Source organism: Legionella santicrucis (genome assembly GCF_001468135.1).
Classification (GTDB): Bacteria; Pseudomonadota; Gammaproteobacteria; order Legionellales; family Legionellaceae; genus Legionella; species Legionella santicrucis.
Window position 1 is genome coordinate 373,237 of the sequence record NZ_LNYU01000024.1, and the last position, 20,281, is coordinate 393,517.

A 20,281-nucleotide genomic window follows, 5' to 3' on the forward strand; every position below is an offset into this window, starting at 1 on the left:
TTACATCTCAGCTTTTACCACATTCATGAGGATGTTTTTTTGAGTGCGTAGCGAAATGATGTAATTGGAACTCACATCTTGTCCCGCGATTAAATTAAAATCAAATTGTTGTAAAAAAAGTACTGTCATTAGCTGTAACTCCAATAATGCCAAATTGTTACCAATACATACCCTAGGGCCATTTATAAAAGGTAGAAAAGCGTATTTGTGTTTTAATTTATGATCAATAAAGCGATATGGATCAAAGCCTTCAGGATTAGACCAAAACTCTGGGTGTCGATGAATCATGGCAATATTAACAATAATCATGGAATGAGCAGGGATTAAATATCCATCAATCACATCGTCGTTAAGGCAATATCTTGGTACAGCAGGAAAAGACGGAAATAATCTTAATACTTCCATGACTAGAGCTTTTATTAATGGCATTTGTTCTAAATCGTTTACCTCTAACATTTTATTTTTAAGAACAGAATGTATTTCTTTGCGCAAATTTTTGCGTAGATCGGGATATTTAGATAAAGTAATAAACAGCCAGTTTAGTGCGTTGGCCGTCGTTTCATGACCGGCAAATAACATTAAGGCTGCTTCTGAAAATAATTCCTCTTCAGTGAGTTTGGATTGAGTATGAGGACATCGATGTTTTGAAAGCAGCATGATGAGATCGGGTTTCATACTGTTTCGTTCAGTCTTGATAATGGTTTTGATAAGGAGTTTTAGTTCTCTATGAGCTTTATGAAAGTTGCGGTTAAGGCGAATTGGTAATGATAAAGACAATGGTTGTCTTTTTTTAATCAAAAAGTCGCCAAAATAAGTTAATAATTTGGATAATTGATTGATTTTTTGTTCACTAATTGCGGTACTAAATAATAATCGGGTAATGACTTTTAGGGTAAGGGATGTGGTCAATGAATTAAGGCATAAATTTTGACCGATTTTAATGGAGCGTATTTCTTCATGAATCACTGCGATAATATCATTCCCCATTTCTGATACAGATTGAGGTTGAAATAATCCAGCAATCATTTTTCGACGTTCTCCCCAATACGCCATATTATTGGTGGTGAGAATGTTTTGTCCAATAATGTGTTCTGCTAATTGATAAAAATTATCTTTGGGATAGTTTGTGATATGGGTATGAAGGACATGTCGTGCATATTCTGGGTGATTGATAAAGAAGATATTCTGAAAACCTACCTTAAGCTGAGCGATATCACCGGATATGGTATGGAGACTGGTTAAAAAGTCAAAATTATCCTTTTTGAGTTGTTGTAATTTTTGTCTCAAGGACATCTCAAGATAAGGAACTTTCTTGGTTGCAAAGTCCTTTTTGCCGGTATTATTGTTCATTATCTTACCCAAAAAGTTCAAGGTAATCGAATAAGCTAATTGAGCCTTATTTTTTTTTATAAATCAATTCGATTTTAAACATAATCCCATTTTTTTTATTATTTTATGTTTTTCATTGTGCTGGAAATGGCTTATATCCATAGGGATTACGTTTCTCACCATGAGCTCTTTTTTCAAAGTGCTGATAATCTTGAAGGTCATGCCAATCACCAGCCCAATCCCAGCCATGTTTTATAAATTCCTGATACACTAAACTTTCTTTGGTAATTTTGCCTGGAGCAGGCTGGGTGCGATTTGTATAAAGTATGCCTTGAGGAGGGAGAGTTATTTCGCCTTTTATGTAAGGATTAATCAATGGATTAATATCAATTGCGCGACCATAACTATGTTGGGAATATTCTCCCGGACGATCGGTGACTGGTCGGCAATTAAATGCAGAAGTATTATTTGCTATCATCGAAGCATTATCATCTCCTTGAAATACTTCCATAAGTTGCATGCTTTGAATAGGGAATTTATGTTGAAATAGAACCTTAAAAATAGCAACCACTTCATGGGCTAACTCTTTGTTGACAATCAAAGTCCCCATATGTCTTTTATTATCAAAACCCCAATAAGAAAGACGGATATAGGCTAAGTCATTCATTGTTACTGGACAACCTTGCCGCCAAGTAAATTGGCGCATTTGTTTTTGAATTTTTTTGGGAATAGAACGAATACTGCTCTTAAATAAAGTGTTTTTCTCTGTTTTAGCAAAAGCCCATGCTGATGATAGAATAAAAAGCAGCAAAAAATAAATGAATCTCATAAAGTTCATATTTGTGAATAATTTTTACAATAATTATATGCGGTTATATTTATTTGGGCTACGAGACTTTTACGTTAATTTAGGAATAAAGGCAGAAGAGTTTTTATTGTCATATTGATCTTTCAAAGATTCAATTGTGTTAAATTTGCAACGAATGTATCATAAATGCAATTTAAATATTGGAGAATGAAATGGCATTATGGGAAGTCTATGCAGAAATGGCCAGAGATTTTGATAAAAGAGCAAAACAAGTAACCAATGACGCACAAAAAATTCTGTCAAAATATCCTCATCATTTTGATGATGAAATTTTAAGCACAGCAGTACGGTCAATACTGGAGCAAAATCATATTGATGCTTATAAAAAAGTTTCTGAATCAGAATGGAAAAAAATCCTCAATGAAAAAACTCTTTTTAATGCAATCCTTGCTTATTATTTTGCCATGCTTGATGAACAAATTTTTAGACAGACAAATTGGCTTAAATCAAATGATGTGCCAACAGAAAAGAATGATATTGAGTTACGTCAAAATTTCTTGGGTCAATTGTATGCTATTCGTAATAAGAAATTTACAGGACATACTGTTGAGGAATCGATTCAATTTAAGTTCAAACAAACCAAAGAATTAAGTGATGTTCTTTTAAAAACGGATATGGAGCACCTTAAAGATCAGCATTCTCTAAATATCATGGAAGTGATGAGCAGCCTATTAAAATTATTTTGCATGAGCATTTTTTCTCCGCTTTATTTCGATCCTATAGTGTCAAATAAATGCGATATGGGAAATTCATTAAATACTTTGTGGTCTGGGAAATCATTAAATAATGTTCATATGGAACATTTAAAAGCCAAATCAGTGCAATTGGAACATGCGTGTAAAAAAGTGAGTGAATTTTTAGCAACGACGCAGGACGATGTGTATGCTGAAGAATATCAAATGGCGTTTTAGAGGGGCCATTGGCTTTTCATTGCTTACGCTCTACACAGAGCTTTTAAATCTTAGCGACGCATATTAGAATGTATTTCTTTTACAACGCTAAGGGAATGGATGAGGGCGAGAAGCAGCGGATTATTGGTATTTTTAGGGCTAATCGTTATTGGAGGTTGGTCTAAAAATGCATGCGCCCTCGAACGTGATTTTCAAAACTGGCTCAATATTACAACCATTGGTAAGTTTTATAGTGACGATAAGGTATTTAGTCACTTACGATATTGGCTGGAGGGACAACAGCGTTTAGGGGCTAACTCGAGTCGTTATTCTCAGATTTTATTGCGACCAGGACTTGGTTATGCTTTAACACAGAATACAAGTATATGGCTTGGATATGCTTGGATCGATACAGGACCGCCGAATTCTTCAACTCCGTATGAGGAAAATCGAATTTGGCAACAACTCTTATGGGTTAAAACCTATCCCTATTGGACGCTTACGAGCAGAACCCGCACGGAGCAACGTTTTCTAGAAAATAATCCCAAAACTGCTTATCGAATCCGAGAACTTGTCAAAGTTTTTGCCCCGATTAAAAATAATGACCGCTTAGCTTTTGTCACTAGCGATGAGATTTTTTTTCATAAAAATAATTTTGTGGGTACCAATAGCCGAGGTTTTGATCAAAACCGATTTTTTATTGGTTTAGGCTATGAAGTGAATTCCTTTGCAATAGCTGAGATAGGTTATATGAATCAATATATTCGACGTTTTGGAGTGCCCAATTTTCTTGCGAACATCCTTGCAGTGAATTTTTATCTAAGTTTATAAAATGGAATAAGAGTATTGTCATCAAATTCAATGAGAACAGATAATAATCGCCCAAATAATAAGTGCATTAATGATTGAAATCAGAATAGCCGCCGAGCCCATGTCTTTTGCTCTTTTAGTGAGGGGATTCCACGCAAGATCAATTCGGTTCAATGTTGTTTCTATGGCAGAATTCAAAAGTTCAGCAATTAAAATAATGAATAGTGTACCGATTAATAAAGCACGTTCAACTGCAGTGTTTCCTAAAAAAAATGCGCACGGTAACGCAATGGCAATAGCCAATAATTCAAGACGAAAAGCAAATTCATTTTGAAAGGCTGCTTTTAATCCACATAGGGAATAACCGGTGGCTTCTTGTATTTTCAAAATTGCTTTAATTATGAATTTTATCATTTATGTCTCGAATTTTTTTACACTTTTTTGTTTTTCGAGATTACTATAATTCTGTGTTCAATTTCTATAAGATTTTACTTGATAAGATCTATGTTACAATTATTGATTATTTGCTATAGAGAAATGTTGTGCAAGAATTTTTATCAATAAGCCTGCTCATTATGTTGGCGGCAATTTCTCCAGGTCCCGATTTTGCTCTTGTGACAAAGAATGCATTGCTTTATTCCAGAAAAGCAGGAATTTATACCGCTCTTGGAATTTCTATCAGTCTCATAATTCATGCAAGTTACTGTATTTTGGGTTTAGCTCTGGTTATTTCGCAATCCCTTCTTGCTTTTAGCATTATCAAATACTTAGGAGCTGCTTATTTGATTTATATTGGCATTAAGAGTTTATTAGCCAAACGAGAAATGATGAAACTGGATTCGGGGCACGAGGCTCATGGGATTACGAATTTGCAAGCATTTAATCAAGGACTTTTTTGTAATCTTTTAAATCCTAAAGCAATCATGTTTTTATTGGCATTTTTTACTTTAGTAGTAAAACCAGGGCATTCTATTCTAAGTGAGCTTGCTTATGGAATCGAAATTGCCTTAATTCATATGATTTGGTTTTCCAGTCTTTCTTATATGCTGACGCATCAATATATCAAAGCCAATTTAAATCGTTTGCAATTTTACATTGTAAAAATCATGGGAGGATTGTTGGTGGCATTTGGGGTTAGAATTGCAAGTTTGAGTCATGCCGCAGTGCTTTTACGGTAATTTATGAGGCGTTTGTAAGTGGTTTAATGAAGCATTGCCAGAGATAAAATAATAGGGGCATTCTACTAGTTATTTTTATCGCTACCCAATAGGGGCACATGCTCAATAAATTTTTATTTTAATTGATAGAGAAAATACTTAACTTTTTGCGTTCATTAACAAATAATAGATAAGATTTGTTAACAGGGAATGATAAATGCACTATTCAATGGAAAAACCTCATCTTCAATTAGCGATTATGTCGCGATGGTATGTCGCATCCCGAGCATTACATGCAGTGGCTCAGTTAGGGGTTGCGAATTATTTATTATCTGGGCCTAAATCCATTGATGAACTTGCAAAAGCTACGGAAAGTAAACCTGAATTATTGGATAGAGTATTAAAGTTTCTCTGTTCTTATGACTTGTTTCATTATCAGGATGATCTTTATTCTCTAACTGAGTTATCCAAGGTACTTTGCGATGATGATCCGCATTCCATCCGTGATGTATTGTGCATGGTTGATGACAGTTGGTGGCAAGCTTTTTCTCAATTAGGGACAAGTCTTAAAACTGGAAAGCCTGCATTCGAAATCCAACATGGTGATAATTTTTTTCATTACCTGAGTAAAAATCCTGAGAAACAAGCTAATTTTGATAGGGGAATGGCCAAACTTTCAACTTATGATGATGCATCAATTGCTGGCGTATTTAATTTCTCTGCTTTTTCGACTCTAATTGATATGGGAGGTGGGCGAGGTGGTTTAGTAAAAGCAATCAGTAACCAACATCCTCATGTTAAGATTATTGTATTTGATACGCCAGCAGTTATTGGTCAGCTGCATCCGGCAGATTTTTCCCATAATATCAGCCTCCAAGAGGGTGATTTTTTTGCGACGATACCGAGCGCAGATGCTTATATTTTTAAAGGTGTTTTACATGATTTCAATGATAAGATGATGCATCAAATATTAAGAAATTGTGCGCAACAAATGCCAAAGCACGCAACCTTATTTATTGCTGAACAAGTCATGCCTGATGACAATCAACCGCATCCCAATAAAACAATGGATATCGTTATGATGGTATTGTTGGGCGGTCGTCAGCGTACTTTAGGCGAATGGCAAAAATCAATTGAACCAGCAGGCTTTACTTTTAAAAATAGTTACGTAACGAACAGCTTGTTTACATTGATGGAATTTAAGCTAAAGGAGCCTCTATCATGAGTTCCGCTGAGTGCTTACAAAGTTATCTCTTACGAAGGAAGGATAGGTAATTTTTAAAGAATCCGATATAAAAAATCACCTACTTTTTATATCGGACTCACTCTAATTAAAACGAGAAGAGCTCATCCTATAAATTTTTATTTAAGCATTTATAGGTTGTGGTCTTGTTTCTTTTTGAATATAATTGTCTTTCTTTTGATTGCGGTAGTTTTTCATTAGTTTAAGAAACGCAGGCATAATAAGTACTTTCAAGAGTGCGAGTGCAATAATCATATTGATATATCTCTAAGTTATGTATAATTTTATCTACCTGATCGATAATAATACTACAAAAAGATTAAGCTTATATTAAGCAACGTTCCATAAAACAATTTTTTTTGCATTCGTCGTTTTATTGTTCCGAACAAAATCGTTGCAGGGTGTTTTGTAAAAGTGTTGTCACCGAATCTAAAAGAGCAGACTCCTCAGGTAAAAAAATAGTTCTTAATATTGGAGGTTGGGCGCAATAAAATACTTTTATTTTTAAGATTACCTCGTTATCGATTATCAATTCTTTTTCCAGCTGAAAGGGCAACTTTTTTGCATTAGGCTCGGAGCTAAAATTACCCCACTGACTTTCTATTGTTGCAACCATATACTCTGGAAATTGAAACGCTTTAGGCAGCGCATTAACTACTCCTCTTAGCAATTCTTCTTTACTCGATTTTCCCAAAGCGATTAAATTTGAAATGGTGTATAGGCATCTAAGTTCTTTAACACGCTCACCTAAGTCATGCATTAATTTTTTCCGCTCCTTTTCAAGTACCTTCCGAAAAGTAATATTTCTAACTACTTGTACCCATGAATTAGGAAATAAATCAGAATTTATAGGCGATAAACTGCATTCTAACCAGATCCCCTTTTCCGTCTCGAACTCTACGGTATATTTATTTCTTGAAGTAGATAGTTTGCAACAGACAGGACAATCTTTTTGGTCTATAGATTTATTATGAAAAAGCATATGAGATGATAATCCTATTAATTCTTCAGCTTTTTTATGAGCAGATTTCGCTGCTGCATTGTTCGCTTGAGCGATAATACCTTCGGATTGCACAGTAAAAGTAGGATCAGGTATATTATTATAGGTAGTGGCTGTACGTATTAACCTTGCAAAAGGTCGGCGTAAAGATTCCACTACCAATGCGATATAGATAAACCAGAACGAAAATATTCTTAACAGATGACCGATTAAATATGCGATATCATAAGAATTTTTATAATAAGTCAACATGAATAATGACACAATCAATGTGATGATGCATAAAGATATATAATATAATGTTTCTTTGGTCATCATTATTTTTTCATGCCAAAGCAGCATTAATGCTGTAATAAAAATAATGATAACCCCCCATTCACAATATGCTTGAAACCATGTGGAACCAAAATAGTCAATATATACTGTAGGAAAATGGCCTGAAAATATGCCTATAAAAAATAATAAAATGATAAATAAGAAACAAAGATTAATAATCCAAATTTTTACAGTGTGTCTAAAAAAATAGGTCGCTAGAAGAAAGGTAGTTGCTTGAAGAAAACGAGCAGATATCCAAAACTGAGTACTTAAGTTATTGCCTCCATGAGGTAATAAATTCATCCCTTTGTGAGCTAAAATATGACCTATATCCAAAATAGAAGTCCAACCTGCTGCAAGAGCAATTAAAATCACAAATTGATTTTTTATGAATTGGGTGGTTGTAGTCGCTAGTATCATCGCAGTTAGTCCAATAAATACAGCAACTAACTCAGCAATTGTATGGAAAAGAAGTACATTGGTTTGGTATCTAATTAAAATACAAACCAAAGACAGGAAAATAGGTGGCAGGAAAACTCGCCACAGAGGTGGTTTCTCCGGGATATAAGTAGTACAGGCTCCCCTCATAATATCCATAGAATTCTCTCTATTGTATCCCGGCTTAAAACCTATGTAAGTCGACAGAATATAGGTCAACAACGCTAGTTAATTTGTCAATTATAATATAACTCATTGACGCTAAGATTTATTCTTCAATATACAATAAGTTATGTGGTTCTGTTTCCTATATATTAAAGTAACCATTTTTTAAGTCTGCTTCAAAATCATATGGCCAATTAGTTCGGTATAATCCATATCGTTTTTTTATAGAATCTCTTTCAATAGTTATCCAAACTTGGGTACTGACTATTTGGTTTGGATCGTAACTTGAGCCATTCTGTATTGTGATTTTAAACTCATTAGCAGAAAGTCCGTTCCGATATAAAATGTTTTGAAAATCTTCTTTTATTAAATTCTCTCCGCCAAACATTATTTATTCCTTAAATGAGTACTTGAAATAATTATAGTATCTCTACATAAACTGAGTGCGCCTAAAATGTTTCAATCGGAGCATTTTTTTAATGCTCATTAAATTGAGTAATCCAAAATTTTTGCGACGAGCTTGTATTTTTAGGAACGGGAGCCACTACAATGGTCTGTATTAAAGAGGGTTGGAATGGACCAGCCGCTGTTGCCCATTGATATGTTATTTTAAATTTCCAGGAATTTTTGCTTTGCGCTTCTTTTTTTATTGTATAAGAAGTAATCCACGGACTAGAAACACCTGAAACCCAATAAGGCCAACGCTCTTTATATTTATTTTTTAATGGATTAGAAAACAGCATAAATTGTACAGCACCATTGCGATCTTTATTGGCTTTGGCAAATAAAATTGCAACTTCATCTATTTTTTGTGGTGCTAAGGCTTTTTCCAACATAGCAATTCGCGCGGTATTTGATTCCGATTGGGACACGGTTTCAGTAATACTATATGCCGAAATAGAAAATAAAATGATGCAACAGCTCAAGATGACGCATGATTTTGACATTTTCATGTTTTTCTCTAAGTTTTAAAGTTAACCTATTATTCTATCGCTAATTATTCATAAATGTAATTGTTTATCTCTTTTTCTCCCCATAAAAGGGTTGCATTAATTGCTATCTTGTGACAAAGATGGATTTGACCACCTTTATAGTCATAGATACACTTAACATGAGAGTACAAAATATAAGCCCAATTATGACGAAACTATTTACTTCACAACTTCATCCTCCCACGTCATTTACTGAGGCAGCCTTTTGGTTCATTTTCTATGGAGATGAGCTTCTGTTAAAAAACAATTCTATCCCTCGTCTTTTTACTATTAATGAACTTAATCTCATAAGCGAACGCGAAATTTATTTAGGAGTTTATGGTGCTATTCCTTGTTTTTCTGTTGAGATTAATCAAAAACCCACCGTTTTACCCCCTGGTATGGAGTTTCAACATGTTCGTCAATCTCATGAAATTCTAGAAGATGATGAGTTGTTTCGATTAATCACGCGAGCAAAACAATTAGTACACTGGGATAAAAGTACTCAATTTTGTGGATATTGTGGCCATAAAACTCAAGCGAGTATTACAGAGCGGGCAAAAATATGTCCCGTATGTCATTCACTAATTTTTCCCCAAATTGCTCCGGTTATGTTGGTATTAATTTGGCGAGACGATGAAATCTTACTTGCACGTTCCCCCCACTTTTTACCTGGGGTTTACAGTATTTTAGCTGGATATGTGGAACCAGGAGAAATGCTTGAGCATACGGTTGTACGTGAAGTGCAGGAAGAAGTAGGACTCACAATTAAAAACTTACGCTATTTCTCCTCTCAACCCTGGCCTTTTCAAAGTAATTTGATGCTTGGATTTATCGCTGAATACAGTCATGGTGAGATCCAAATAGATGCTATTGAAATTGAAGACGCTCAATGGTTTTCCATAAAAAAATTACCTCAACTACCAAAGCCTATAAGTCTTTCAAGGCAAATGATTGATCAATATTTAGCAATGTATCGATAATTGTATTTGAAATAACGTTTAGCTTATAGCATATTTCATGAAAAGTTTATGCAATCAATCTAGCCAATCATAGATGATTAGGTTAAAGTAGGATGCTCCGTTAATTTTTCACCTAAAGGAATAAGACGATGAAAATTTTACTAAAATCACTTCTTTGCACTGTCTTTTTAATCAATATTGCCTTTGCTGATGAACTATCACAATTTAATACACAAATCCAAAATCAGATGAAACAAATGCAAACCCAACAACAACAGCAAATACAACAACTCAATACCCAATTTCAAGCGCAAATTAAAAAAGTGCAGGCTGATTTACAACAACAAATACAAACAATGAACACTCAATTACAAAATCAAATAAAAACAACTCAAAGCCAATTACAAACTCAAATTCAAACTGTAAACAATCAAGTACAACAATTACAAAAAAAATAAGTTAGCTTATTTCTTCATTCCCGCAAGAGGCGGGAATGCTTGCTTCCCCAGATTTCCTTACGAACTCCAGCAAAAATCAAATTCACGGTATATACTTAATAAAGAATGGGCTTATAAAGCCGTGTCCAATTAATTTGTATGCTGTAAAGGGAATGAGGGAATATGGCAAGACAGGAAATAGACTATCAAAAAGTTGCCAAAGCCGCAGAAAAAGTTAAAAAGCAAGGTCGAGATCCTTCACTTCTTAATGTATGCGAAGAATTAGGAATCATTTCTCCAACACCAAACCTTTCTTCTTTACTTGAAAAATGGTATCACACTCAACCTGAGTTTAAACGCTCTATTAATGTACCACTTTCAGAGAACATTAATATTAAAGCTCATGATATTCTTGAAAAAAATCTAGAATTAGAAAAATCCTTATCTCTACTACGAGCCACTCTTGAATCTACTGCTGATGGCATCATGATGGTCAATGGCCAAGGGCAAGTTGTAGATTGGAATCAAAAATTTGTAGAAATGTGGCGAATTCCTTCCCATATGTTGGAATCAGGAACAGAAAGTATTGGGTTTGAATATATTTTACAGCAATTAAGTGATCCAGAAACAGTCATTGCTGATGTAAAGTACCTTTATGAAAACCCAGAATGGCAAGGAGAGCTTCCAGTTTTACACTTTAAAGATGGGCGCATTTTTGAACGATTTACTCAACCACAACGAATTGGTTCTGAAATTGTAGGGCGGGTGTATAGCTTTAGAGATATCACTCAGAAATTGCTGGAAGAAGATGAGTTGCGTATTAGAGAACGGGCTATTGAAGCCAGTACACTTGGTGTAGCGATCATTGACATCTCCAAACTCAGCATGCCTATTATTTATGTGAATAAGGCCTTTGAACGGATTACTGGATATAGTGAAAGACAAATATTAGGACAAAGTCTTTCTTTTCTTCATAGTAGCCAAGTAGAACATGTAAGTCATAAACGACTTAATTTTGCTATAAAAGAATTACGTGAGGAAACAGTAGAGATTGAATGTTTTAGACGAAACGGGGAGGTATTTTGGGCTGAAGTAAGCGTAGCTCCAGTGAGAGATTCATTCGATAACGTCAAACATTATATATGTATTCTTAACGATATTACTCAACGTCGTGAAATGGAACAACAGTTGATTCAACAGGCTACGCATGACTCACTCACGGAACTACCCAATCGAGTTTTATTAATAGACCGTGTGGATCAAGCAATTTTACAGGCCAAAAAAAAGGGATCTATCTTAGCTTTTTTATTCTTGGATTTAGATCATTTTAAAATGACAAATGATACTTTAGGCCATAGTATTGGTGATAGACTTTTACAAGCGGTTTCAAATCGGTTACTTATTGCCACTAACGATTTTGATACAATATGTCGCTTAGGTGGGGACGAATTTGTTATTCTATTACACGATATTGTTACAGAGCAGCAAGCGCAACAAAAAGCAGAGGAAATTTTAAAATCGATCGCAAACCCCATTCGCATTGATCAACATAATTTAAAAATAACGGGCAGTATAGGAATCAGTTATTATCCTAAAGATGGTGATGATTATGAATCTTTAATGAAAAATGCTGATCTCTCTATGTATCATGCAAAAGATAGTGGTCGCAATACCTATCGTAGTTATGATAAAGAAATGAATATGCGCGTCATTAACCGTATGCAGCTCGATAATGCTTTGCGCGATTCCTTAAAAAGAAATGAATTTCATCTGGTTTATCAACCCCTTATCAACCTAGCAACCAATAAAATTATTGGTTTTGAAGCATTACTGCGATGGCATAGCCATATTTTAGGTGATGTTTCTCCAACTGAGTTTATTAGTATGGCTGAAGAAAACGGCCTAATTCTGGATATAGGTTTATGGGCCTTAAGAGAAGCATGCAAACAATTGGTCAGTTGGCATCAGCAAGGATATAGTCATTTAACGATGGCTGTAAATATTTCTGGTCGACAATTTCGTCAAGCCCATTTATCCGAAATCATTGAAAAAACGCTTCTTGAAACGGGCTTATCTGCCAAGTATCTTGAGTTGGAGCTTACTGAAAGCTTGCTCGTCGACAACGTCAAACATGCTGTTGAAACCATGTATGAATTGAAAGATATGGGGGCAAAGCTCGTCATTGATGACTTTGGAACTGGATATTCTAGTTTATCTTATCTAAAACAATTCCCTGTTGATAGATTGAAAATTGATCGTTCCTTCATTAATGAATTGGTAAATCGTGAAAATGATGCCGCGATTACGCGAGCAATTATCAATCTAGGTCATAGTTTGAATTTAGAAGTATTAGCAGAAGGAGTGGAAACAGAACTACAACTTGAATTCATTACCAAGTATGGGTGCGATTATGCGCAAGGATATTATTTCACTACACCTCAAAAAGCAGAAGAATTAAAAAATTTTATCATTCAACATATTTGATTTTTCCTCCATTTTCTTACTTTTTTCAAAGTCGGTATGATTTTTGCTTATAAAAATGAAGATGCAATTTATTGTGAGTATTTTCTATAGAAATAGAAATAAATAACTGTAATAAAACCATATCCTAGGAGCAATGCAGCAACCCCTGGTATTCTGTGCTGGAATTATTTTGGGGCTTGTTGCACTATACCCAGGCTACGCTTAGCCCAAGGAGATTGGCATGAGAGAAGTTACTATTATTGGTTCTGGTTTGGCTGGAACTTTACTGGCCCTTTATTTGGCAAAAAGAGGATACAAACTTGAAATATTTGATTCAAGACCCGATCTGCGCTCAATGAAAACGGACGATGGACGCTCGATTAATCTCGCTCTTTCATGTCGTGGCATTACCGGTCTAGCAGGAGTTGGTATCCAACCCAAGGTAGAACAACTCATGGTTCCTATGCATGCAAGAGCAATTCATGAGCTTAATGGAGAAATTAAATTTCAGTCCTTTGGCAGACATCAAGACGAATACATTAATGCCATACAAAGAAATGAATTAAATAAATTATTACTTAATGAAGCCGAAAAATTCCCTTCAGTTCATTTTCATTTTAATACGAAGCTAACTGAATTAGATGTAGAACGAAAAATTGCCATTTTCGAATTAAAAAATGATGCGATCTTAACGCGAAGTTATTCCTGTTTAATTGGAGCAGATGGAGCAAACTCCTGTGTTCGCGAACAATTAAAAGCAACGGGAGTTATTAAAGCATCGCGTATGTTTTTGCCTTATGGTTATAAAGAGCTCTCTATTGGGGAGCCAAGACAAACTCATTTAATTCATGAACATTTACACTTATGGCCTAGAGATGCCTTCTTATTATTAGGTAACCCAAATCTGAATCAATCCATCACTGGCTCTTTATTTTTACCTTGTGAGGGTAAAAATAGTTTCGCTGAATTAGATAGTGAATTAAAAATTAATGCCTTTTTTAAAGAATCATTTCCTGATGCATTTCCCGAAATGCCCAAGTTGCTGGAAGAATTCACAAGACATCCTACTGGAAATATGAGTACTATTAAATGTGAGCCCTGGTATTACCAAGATCAATGTTTGCTCATAGGTGATGCTGCACATGGTGTTGTTCCGTTTTTTGGTCAAGGGATGAATAGTGCCTTTGAAGATTGTCGTATCTTAAATGATCTTTTAGATCAATATAAAGATGACTGGGAAAAAGTAATGCCCGCATTTTATCAATCCAGAAAAGTAAATACGGATGCGGTTGCTCAAATGTCAATGGACAATTTCCATGAAATTCAAACTGACATTCGAGATAAGCGATTTAACCTAAAGAAACAATTGGAACAGGAGCTAATGCATCGCTACCCTAAGCATTATGTTTCAAAACATGTATTAGTTATGTTTACTAATACGCCCTATGCAGAAGCCCAAGCTCATGGGGAATTACAAACGCAATTTTTAAATTCAATATGTGACAACGTAGAGAGGATTGAAGAGATTAACTGGAATCAAGTGGAGAATAAATTGAAACAATATGACAAAAAATTGACTAAACTGAATTGATTTTTCAAATTAAATAGAAAATTCAATAGGATTGCTTTGTCAAAATTTTGACATGGGGAGGTTTTTTTTGTCATTTTATCCATTTTATAGGAGTGATTTTGTAAAAAATAAGGCATAAATAGTACTTTATGGGTGATTTATTAGAAATAAAGAATAAAAAAGTTGGTATGCAAGATGCATTAGTAATAATGTCCAACAAATTTATTTCGCATGGAGATGTATTATGAAAATCATACAAGATTATATTGATTCCAAACAACAAGAATTCATGGATCATCCATTTTTTGCAATACTGGAACAATTGAAAAGTTTAGAAGAGTTAAGCTATTTTGTCCCTGAGCTTACTTTCTGGGCAATGACCTTCCAAGATATTTTAAGAATAAATGAAGAACGAGTTAGCGATCCTTATTTGAAAAAAGTGGCTCGCCATCACAGACTCGAAGATGCTGGCCATGAAAAATGGTTTTTGCATGACAAAAAATATATGGGAGCAGTCACTATAGAACCATCATGTGATACTAATGATGTCAGTTGGCTTTATAGTAAAGAAAGTCAACTAACTCGCGATGCTGCTTACGCTATTTTAGCGGAAGTTTATAAAGCAAATGATGAAATTTTAAACATTGTTCTTCTTTTAACAATTGAATCATCTGGTCATGTTTTCTTTGAAAAAGTATCAAAACAAATGAAAAAAACAGGACATGACAAGAACCTGAAATATTTCTCTACCTCACATCTAGAGGTGGAAATGGCGCATGCCTTGTTTGAGGAAGAAATGGAACGCTCTTTGTTTTCAAGACAAGTACCAATTCAAACAAGACGTGAAGCATTAAAAATGATTGACCGTTGTTACGATGCATTTAACGCTATGTTTGATGGATTGATCATTGCTTGTAATCGAAGACTTGAATTGGCCAAACAAAGGAATTATCAAGATGCCGCAAACAAAGAACAAGTGGAATTTATTTCAGATAAAGCAGTGTAATAAAAAATTAGGGCAAGCGCTGCTCAATGATGAGCAGGCGCTTGCTTTATTTTGTGATGATTTTGGTAAGCTTATTCATTCTAATCCGGTAGCCATCTTTGAACCCAAAACAACGGAATCCGCCCAACTATTAATACAACATGCCCATGCAAACAAATTACCTGTGACCTTGCGTGGGTATGGACTGAGCCAATCGGGACAATCTCTTGCAGTACCTGGGGGTTTAATTCTTAATATGAAACACTTTGATTCCATATCAGAAGTAGACTCCCATTCCATATGGGTTGAAGCAAATGTTTCTTGGAGTTCTTTATTAGAAAAAACATTGCAACACTCATTAATCCCTTATGTAGTACCTAATAATTGCAATTTGTCTGTTGGTGGCGTGATTTCTGCCGGAGGTATAGGAGCCTCTTCATTTAAATATGGAAGTGTGACTGCACATGTCAACGCATTGAAAATTGTACAAGCAAACGGAGAGTTAATTCAGGTTGATAGCCAATCTTCGCTAATGCAAGCCTGTTTAGGTGGGCAAGGACGTTTTGGTCTTATAACTGAAGCATGTATTGTGTTAAGATCATGCTGCAAATCCGTTAGAACCTTTTTTTTGGTTTATCTCGATAAAGAAAGCTGGCTTAATGATTTACATTTATGCAGAACTAAAGTGGATTTTTTAGAATCTTTTTGCACGCCTGCAATACAGGGCGCAAAATTATCAGAAAAAGGTCGCCTACCTTTTGCTCAATGGCTGTATGCGATTCACATCTCTATAGAATATGATGATTTTGCACCGGATTTCAGCAATTTAGGATTGCACCCCTGGCGCTTGTTACATACCCAAGATGAATCAATTCACTCGTATTTACATCGCCATAATTCACGCTTTAGTGCGATGAGAGCAACTGGACAATGGGAGTTACAACACCCTTGGTATGAGTGTTTTGTACCTGGTTCGCAATTAGAGAATTTAGATGAGTTGCTGGATACCTTACCCATACACTTTGCTCCTATAGTCCATATTGCATCTGTCGCTCCAGTTTCTCCGGCAGGCTTTTTACAACTCCCTAAAAGTAATGATATTTTTGCTTTAATGATCTTAAATCCTGGTTTACCCACAGCATTCATTCCTAGCAGCTTGCAAACTATTAACTATTTGGACTCAATTTTTTTACCTAATGGAGGGAAACGTTATCTTTCTGGGTATTTAGGGGAATCTCCAAAAATACAATTTTGGAAAAACCATTTTGAAGAACGATATGAAGATTGGATTGGTTTAAAAAAACATTATGATCCACAAAATATTTTTTGTTCTTTTTTGCACCGTTGTTGAAAATTGATCTACGACAATATGCTCATTGTTTAGTACGTGTGGCCCGGATTAGGCAAAGCCGTAATCCGGACCACAGAAGAATAGGAATCAGTGCAATAAAATTTTAGAAAACAATCTGGGCTTCTATTTAAATTCTAGCAACACGACCTTCAACAGATTCATCGTTATGGAAACGAACTGTATCTTGTTTTGCATAACCCCAAACAGCTGTAATAATAGGTCTGGTGATCATGCTTATTGCAGATTTGAGGAAGCTTGCGATAGAAAGAACAAAGCTTGCTGCAGAGAGTAATAATAAGTTTCCTGCATTTTCTTTGTGATCTTCGCCATCTTTTTTCGCTAAGTTAAAATGAATTGCTAATGCATGAGCACCTTCCCATGCTGCAGCAGCAAATGAAGCAATAGAAAGAATCATTCCCATTGCAGGTAGTGCAGTTGCGCCAACAACTTCATCCATATAATCATGACCATCGCGTAGTTTTTCAAAGATGTTTAAGCGTTTTAAAGCTTCATCACCAATTAAGTTTAATTGCTCTTCTAGTGTCTTTGTTTTTTGCATTTTTTCCCAGGCTTCTTTAATCTCTTCTTCTAGATAATTAAGATGGTCCGCATAATTTTGGAAAAAATTCTTTTTAGGATTAGGTGTTTTTGATTTTTTGAAAAACTCGGGCATATTACTCTCCATTTTTTGATAACTCGAAATAAGCTATCTCATTAAGACAAAGGAACAATAATTACACACTAAGGCCTTATTGTGGTCGTCAATGTAATAATAAAACTGTTAAAAATCACTTAAGTTTTTAATATCTATAACCATTTTTGGCATACTTCAATAGTGTCCTATAGAGGGCATTTTTATGCAGCCTATGCTTACCTCTAACTTTCCTAAAAATTTTAATCTAAATGACTTAGAATCAGTGCATAAAATAGGCAACTTTGAATAAATTGTCAACATGTCGTGTTAGGGAGAATAATTTTCAATCAAAGTGTAATCTGCCAACTTGGAAACGATTACTTCTGAATTAACCTGGGAATGAAAATGTGCGCTGAGCAAAGCTGCAATATGAGCCACCAATCGATGAGAAGACATCACAGAGAGGTGGCCATGCCTATCTAAAATAGTTAACGAATTGGGATGATTTGTAACATACTCCTGAATAAATCCAGATTCTCCAGGTACAATAGCATCTTCTGTAGCGATGAAAAAATGATAGTTACTGAATGAATCGTCCATTATTTTTTTCTTTAATTGGATCAGAAAATCACTGTCAATTTCCATTTCCTTTATTGAATCGGAAAACCAGGACAATGGTTTTATTGCAAGATATGAACCATTAAATGGTGTACCTATTGTCATGATCTGTGGTACTTCAATACCTGCTTGTTTTGCCAAAAATTCTGCAAAATAAGAGGCCACTAATCCTCCTCGTGAATGAGCAATCAAAATGACTCGTTTATGCTGGTTAGTCTTAATTTTCTCTCTAAGTTGCTCCGCAAAAAACACGATACTTTTTCCCTGGTAACGCTGATCAAAAGACAGCAGATTTAAGGTGGAAATTTCGTTAGGAAGTCCAGCTTGAATCAACCGATCTGCAACCAGTTGAAAGGCTGATGATTGATCTGCTGTACCATGAATAAAGTAAACTGCAGTTTCTCTATCTTGATTTTTATCCTTATCATAGGAGGGATTGGGATAGGTTTGGTCTCCTGAAGGGGATGTTAACCAGTAGTAGCTATGAGCGAACATGCCTGTGGTCGCGATGGGTTGTTTTGCTTTTGCAGTATTGAGGACACTTTTTAGCATGTTTAAATTCCTTTTATTGGCATACCAAACTTCATTTTTGGTATTTACAGTACAAATGGGAGTAATATAAATTAGTCATTACTCACTATGAGAATAATTTGTTCTTTCTATTTGTCAATTTTAATTTTTATCACATTGTTTATTTGATATTGTCAGGAGGAGTTGCCTGACAATACCTCATAATTTATTGGAGCAATGCAAGCCCTGAAGTCTGATCATAGGCTTCCTGAGCTGTATCAGATAGATGACGGAGTTCAGACAAGGTGTCTGCTGGCAACGATTTTAGGTAATTAAAAATTTGTAATCGTTCTTTTTCAGGGCGTTTGTCAGCAGAACGAGCAAGACTTTCTAAATTCGTTTTTCTACTCATTTGGGATTGTGCAAATAGCAATGCCTTGCATTGCTTAATGCTTGTAATACCATCACCTGACAACGGTTCAGAAGAGGGATTTATCAAAACTGCATCCATAAGACGGTCATCTTTTGTTCGCATTAATGCTGTATTTACGTGTTCTGTATCTACATTGGTTGTTAATCCAATAATATAGGGTCCAGTTAATGTAGCATCATCATGAATAGCTCCTGGAGCAATCACAAGTGCCCACCCATAGTTGATTTTAAAGGAAACAATGGCATATTCATTGGTTCCAATTTGTCTTCCAACAGTGTAAGAACCACCACAAGATGGATGTAATGGTATGGCTAAATGAGGAAAATCATTGTGTGTCTCAAGATAAACTCCACCGCCTTTCGGTGTTTTAATATATTTGTCAAAATATTCGGTATGTACATCATATTGAAATAACATTAAATCAGCGCTTTTTCCAAAATCAATTTGGGTGGGTTCCGTTAAATGAACCAATTTAACACCATATGCTGCTAAAAACTCATCAGGAGCATAGAGTGCATCAACAACTGGTATAGACAATGAATCATATGATGACATTTTAATGGTTCCAAATCCTCCGAATGCATTTGAACTACCATCTGTAGCACTAGCGGGCATTTCATATTGGGTATACCACTGTGCATTAAATAAAGTTTCTTTGGGTACCAAATGAGTTGCAGGTCTTGTTGAAGGCGGTAACTCTTGAGGTTGCAAGTGTGTCACCTCAATTAATTTAAACTGGCCAGTATTTTCCTTTTGTGGTTCAAGTACTTGATGTAAAGCACGTGCAACCATGCCTTCACTACCATCTTCTAATGTTCGATTCACAATAGCATTCTTCGCAGAATCAGCGTATTTCAACATTTGATCTTCTTTGAGGTTACTGGCATCAATACAATGTTTTCCAGTTACTAAGGCGGCACATATTTTTTGCGTTGACATACAGTCTCCTTTTAATAAATCGATTAATTATAGCATAATTTGATTTAAAAATAATCTTATTGGTTCTTTAATTATCGATACTACCGAAAGAGTCACCTAAAAATAGTTATTCTTGAAGAAGAATAGCCCGCAATAATGATGCGATAAATTTACTAAAAATAATCTTGGGGATTTTCCTAACTGGCCTGTTTTT

At 35.1% G+C, this 20,281-nt stretch carries 19 protein-coding genes; 10 read left to right on the forward strand and 9 right to left on the reverse strand.

Features of this window, described 5'->3' with window-relative positions; translation table 11 throughout:
* A complete protein-coding gene (locus Lsan_RS06335) occupies positions 1-1,350 on the reverse strand; it encodes a cytochrome P450 (RefSeq protein ID WP_058513650.1) in 1,350 nt (449 codons plus the stop codon).
* 112 nt (positions 1,351-1,462) lie between these two features.
* The gene (locus Lsan_RS06340) at positions 1,463-2,158 is read right to left on the reverse strand and encodes a M15 family metallopeptidase (protein WP_058513651.1); all 696 of its coding nucleotides are present in this window, start codon (positions 2,156-2,158) and stop codon (positions 1,463-1,465) included.
* A 191-nt stretch (positions 2,159-2,349) separates the two neighbouring features.
* Between Lsan_RS06340 and Lsan_RS06345 the strand changes: the two genes are divergently transcribed.
* Positions 2,350-3,108, forward strand: a complete 759-nt coding sequence (locus tag Lsan_RS06345; RefSeq protein ID WP_058513652.1) for a hypothetical protein — start codon at positions 2,350-2,352, stop codon at positions 3,106-3,108.
* 99 nt (positions 3,109-3,207) lie between these two features.
* Positions 3,208-3,918 (forward strand): DUF2490 domain-containing protein, encoded by a 711-nt coding sequence (locus Lsan_RS06350; RefSeq protein ID WP_058513653.1) that lies wholly within the window; start codon positions 3,208-3,210, stop codon positions 3,916-3,918.
* A gap of 27 nt (positions 3,919-3,945) precedes the next feature.
* Here the strand turns inward: Lsan_RS06350 and Lsan_RS06355 are convergent, their stop codons facing one another.
* Positions 3,946-4,311, reverse strand: coding sequence for a diacylglycerol kinase (locus Lsan_RS06355; RefSeq protein WP_058513654.1), 366 nt, complete (start codon positions 4,309-4,311; stop codon positions 3,946-3,948).
* A 128-nt stretch (positions 4,312-4,439) separates the two neighbouring features.
* Here Lsan_RS06355 and Lsan_RS06360 point away from each other — a divergent pair, with 128 nt between their 5' ends.
* Positions 4,440-5,075, forward strand: coding sequence for a LysE family transporter (locus Lsan_RS06360; protein WP_058513655.1), 636 nt, complete (start codon positions 4,440-4,442; stop codon positions 5,073-5,075).
* 196 nt (positions 5,076-5,271) lie between these two features.
* A complete protein-coding gene (locus Lsan_RS06365; RefSeq protein WP_058513656.1) occupies positions 5,272-6,279 on the forward strand; it encodes a methyltransferase in 1,008 nt (335 codons plus the stop codon).
* Positions 6,280-6,670: 391 nt separating this feature from the next.
* Here Lsan_RS06365 and Lsan_RS06370 read toward each other — a convergent pair whose 3' ends face one another.
* The 3 genes from Lsan_RS06370 to Lsan_RS06380 all read right to left on the reverse strand — a co-directional run bounded on the left by Lsan_RS06370 (position 6,671) and on the right by Lsan_RS06380 (position 9,168).
* Entirely contained in the window at positions 6,671-8,209 is a 1,539-nt protein-coding gene (locus Lsan_RS06370; protein ID WP_058513657.1) for an MASE3 domain-containing protein, read from the reverse strand.
* Positions 8,210-8,357: 148 nt separating this feature from the next.
* Positions 8,358-8,603 carry a hypothetical protein gene (locus Lsan_RS06375; protein ID WP_058513658.1) on the reverse strand — a complete coding sequence of 82 codons (246 nt, stop codon included), beginning with the start codon at positions 8,601-8,603 and terminating at the stop codon, positions 8,358-8,360.
* A gap of 88 nt (positions 8,604-8,691) precedes the next feature.
* The gene (locus Lsan_RS06380) at positions 8,692-9,168 is read right to left on the reverse strand and encodes a hypothetical protein (RefSeq protein WP_058513659.1); all 477 of its coding nucleotides are present in this window, start codon (positions 9,166-9,168) and stop codon (positions 8,692-8,694) included.
* A 185-nt stretch (positions 9,169-9,353) separates the two neighbouring features.
* On the opposite strand from Lsan_RS06380, the gene nudC reads away from it, so the two are divergent.
* The 6 genes from nudC to Lsan_RS06410 all read left to right on the forward strand — a co-directional run bounded on the left by nudC (position 9,354) and on the right by Lsan_RS06410 (position 16,954).
* Positions 9,354-10,169, forward strand: a complete 816-nt coding sequence (nudC, locus tag Lsan_RS06385) for an NAD(+) diphosphatase (RefSeq protein ID WP_058513704.1) — start codon at positions 9,354-9,356, stop codon at positions 10,167-10,169.
* Between the two features lie 128 nt (positions 10,170-10,297).
* A complete protein-coding gene (locus Lsan_RS06390) occupies positions 10,298-10,606 on the forward strand; it encodes a hypothetical protein (protein ID WP_058513660.1) in 309 nt (102 codons plus the stop codon).
* Between the two features lie 162 nt (positions 10,607-10,768).
* On the forward strand, positions 10,769-13,069 hold the full coding sequence (locus Lsan_RS06395) for a bifunctional diguanylate cyclase/phosphodiesterase (RefSeq protein WP_058513661.1): 2,301 nt from the start codon (positions 10,769-10,771) through the stop codon (positions 13,067-13,069).
* Positions 13,070-13,289: 220 nt separating this feature from the next.
* Positions 13,290-14,639 carry an FAD-dependent oxidoreductase gene (locus Lsan_RS06400; protein WP_058513662.1) on the forward strand — a complete coding sequence of 450 codons (1,350 nt, stop codon included), beginning with the start codon at positions 13,290-13,292 and terminating at the stop codon, positions 14,637-14,639.
* Positions 14,640-14,862: 223 nt separating this feature from the next.
* Positions 14,863-15,624: a hypothetical protein gene (locus Lsan_RS06405; RefSeq protein ID WP_058513663.1), complete on the forward strand. Its 762-nt coding sequence runs from the start codon at positions 14,863-14,865 to the stop codon at positions 15,622-15,624.
* The gene (locus tag Lsan_RS06410) at positions 15,575-16,954 is read left to right on the forward strand and encodes an FAD-binding protein (protein WP_058513664.1); all 1,380 of its coding nucleotides are present in this window, start codon (positions 15,575-15,577) and stop codon (positions 16,952-16,954) included. Before Lsan_RS06405 ends, Lsan_RS06410 begins: the two co-directional genes overlap by 50 nt.
* Before the next feature lie 127 nt (positions 16,955-17,081).
* On the opposite strand, the gene Lsan_RS06415 is transcribed toward Lsan_RS06410, so the two are convergent.
* From Lsan_RS06415 to Lsan_RS06425, 3 genes are all read right to left on the reverse strand, one after another.
* Entirely contained in the window at positions 17,082-17,627 is a 546-nt protein-coding gene (locus tag Lsan_RS06415) for a hypothetical protein (protein WP_058513665.1), read from the reverse strand.
* 288 nt (positions 17,628-17,915) lie between these two features.
* Positions 17,916-18,758: an esterase/lipase family protein gene (locus Lsan_RS06420; RefSeq protein WP_058513666.1), complete on the reverse strand. Its 843-nt coding sequence runs from the start codon at positions 18,756-18,758 to the stop codon at positions 17,916-17,918.
* A 184-nt stretch (positions 18,759-18,942) separates the two neighbouring features.
* The gene (locus Lsan_RS06425) at positions 18,943-20,088 is read right to left on the reverse strand and encodes a hypothetical protein (RefSeq protein ID WP_058513667.1); all 1,146 of its coding nucleotides are present in this window, start codon (positions 20,086-20,088) and stop codon (positions 18,943-18,945) included.
* Between the last annotated feature and the right edge of the window lie 193 nt (positions 20,089-20,281).

Bases quoted from the DNA above. Each gene is read 5' to 3' on its own strand.
- nudC (WP_058513704.1), top strand. From the start codon at position 9,354: ATGACGAAACTATTTACTTCACAACTTCATCCTCCCACGTCATTTACT.
- Lsan_RS06405 (WP_058513663.1), top strand. From the start codon at position 14,863: ATGAAAATCATACAAGATTATATTGATTCCAAACAACAAGAATTCATG.
- Lsan_RS06370 (WP_058513657.1), bottom strand. From the start codon at position 8,209: ATGGATATTATGAGGGGAGCCTGTACTACTTATATCCCGGAGAAACCA.
- Lsan_RS06400 (WP_058513662.1), top strand. From the start codon at position 13,290: ATGAGAGAAGTTACTATTATTGGTTCTGGTTTGGCTGGAACTTTACTG.
- Lsan_RS06390 (WP_058513660.1), top strand. From the start codon at position 10,298: ATGAAAATTTTACTAAAATCACTTCTTTGCACTGTCTTTTTAATCAAT.
- Lsan_RS06380 (WP_058513659.1), bottom strand. From the start codon at position 9,168: ATGAAAATGTCAAAATCATGCGTCATCTTGAGCTGTTGCATCATTTTA.
- Lsan_RS06350 (WP_058513653.1), top strand. From the start codon at position 3,208: ATGAGGGCGAGAAGCAGCGGATTATTGGTATTTTTAGGGCTAATCGTT.
- Lsan_RS06410 (WP_058513664.1), top strand. From the start codon at position 15,575: ATGCCGCAAACAAAGAACAAGTGGAATTTATTTCAGATAAAGCAGTGT.
- Lsan_RS06345 (WP_058513652.1), top strand. From the start codon at position 2,350: ATGGCATTATGGGAAGTCTATGCAGAAATGGCCAGAGATTTTGATAAA.
- Lsan_RS06335 (WP_058513650.1), bottom strand. From the start codon at position 1,350: ATGAACAATAATACCGGCAAAAAGGACTTTGCAACCAAGAAAGTTCCT.
- Lsan_RS06425 (WP_058513667.1), bottom strand. From the start codon at position 20,088: ATGTCAACGCAAAAAATATGTGCCGCCTTAGTAACTGGAAAACATTGT.
- Lsan_RS06415 (WP_058513665.1), bottom strand. From the start codon at position 17,627: ATGCCCGAGTTTTTCAAAAAATCAAAAACACCTAATCCTAAAAAGAAT.
- Lsan_RS06365 (WP_058513656.1), top strand. From the start codon at position 5,272: ATGCACTATTCAATGGAAAAACCTCATCTTCAATTAGCGATTATGTCG.
- Lsan_RS06420 (WP_058513666.1), bottom strand. From the start codon at position 18,758: ATGCTAAAAAGTGTCCTCAATACTGCAAAAGCAAAACAACCCATCGCG.
- Lsan_RS06355 (WP_058513654.1), bottom strand. From the start codon at position 4,311: ATGATAAAATTCATAATTAAAGCAATTTTGAAAATACAAGAAGCCACC.
- Lsan_RS06395 (WP_058513661.1), top strand. From the start codon at position 10,769: ATGGCAAGACAGGAAATAGACTATCAAAAAGTTGCCAAAGCCGCAGAA.
- Lsan_RS06375 (WP_058513658.1), bottom strand. From the start codon at position 8,603: ATGTTTGGCGGAGAGAATTTAATAAAAGAAGATTTTCAAAACATTTTA.
- Lsan_RS06340 (WP_058513651.1), bottom strand. From the start codon at position 2,158: ATGAGATTCATTTATTTTTTGCTGCTTTTTATTCTATCATCAGCATGG.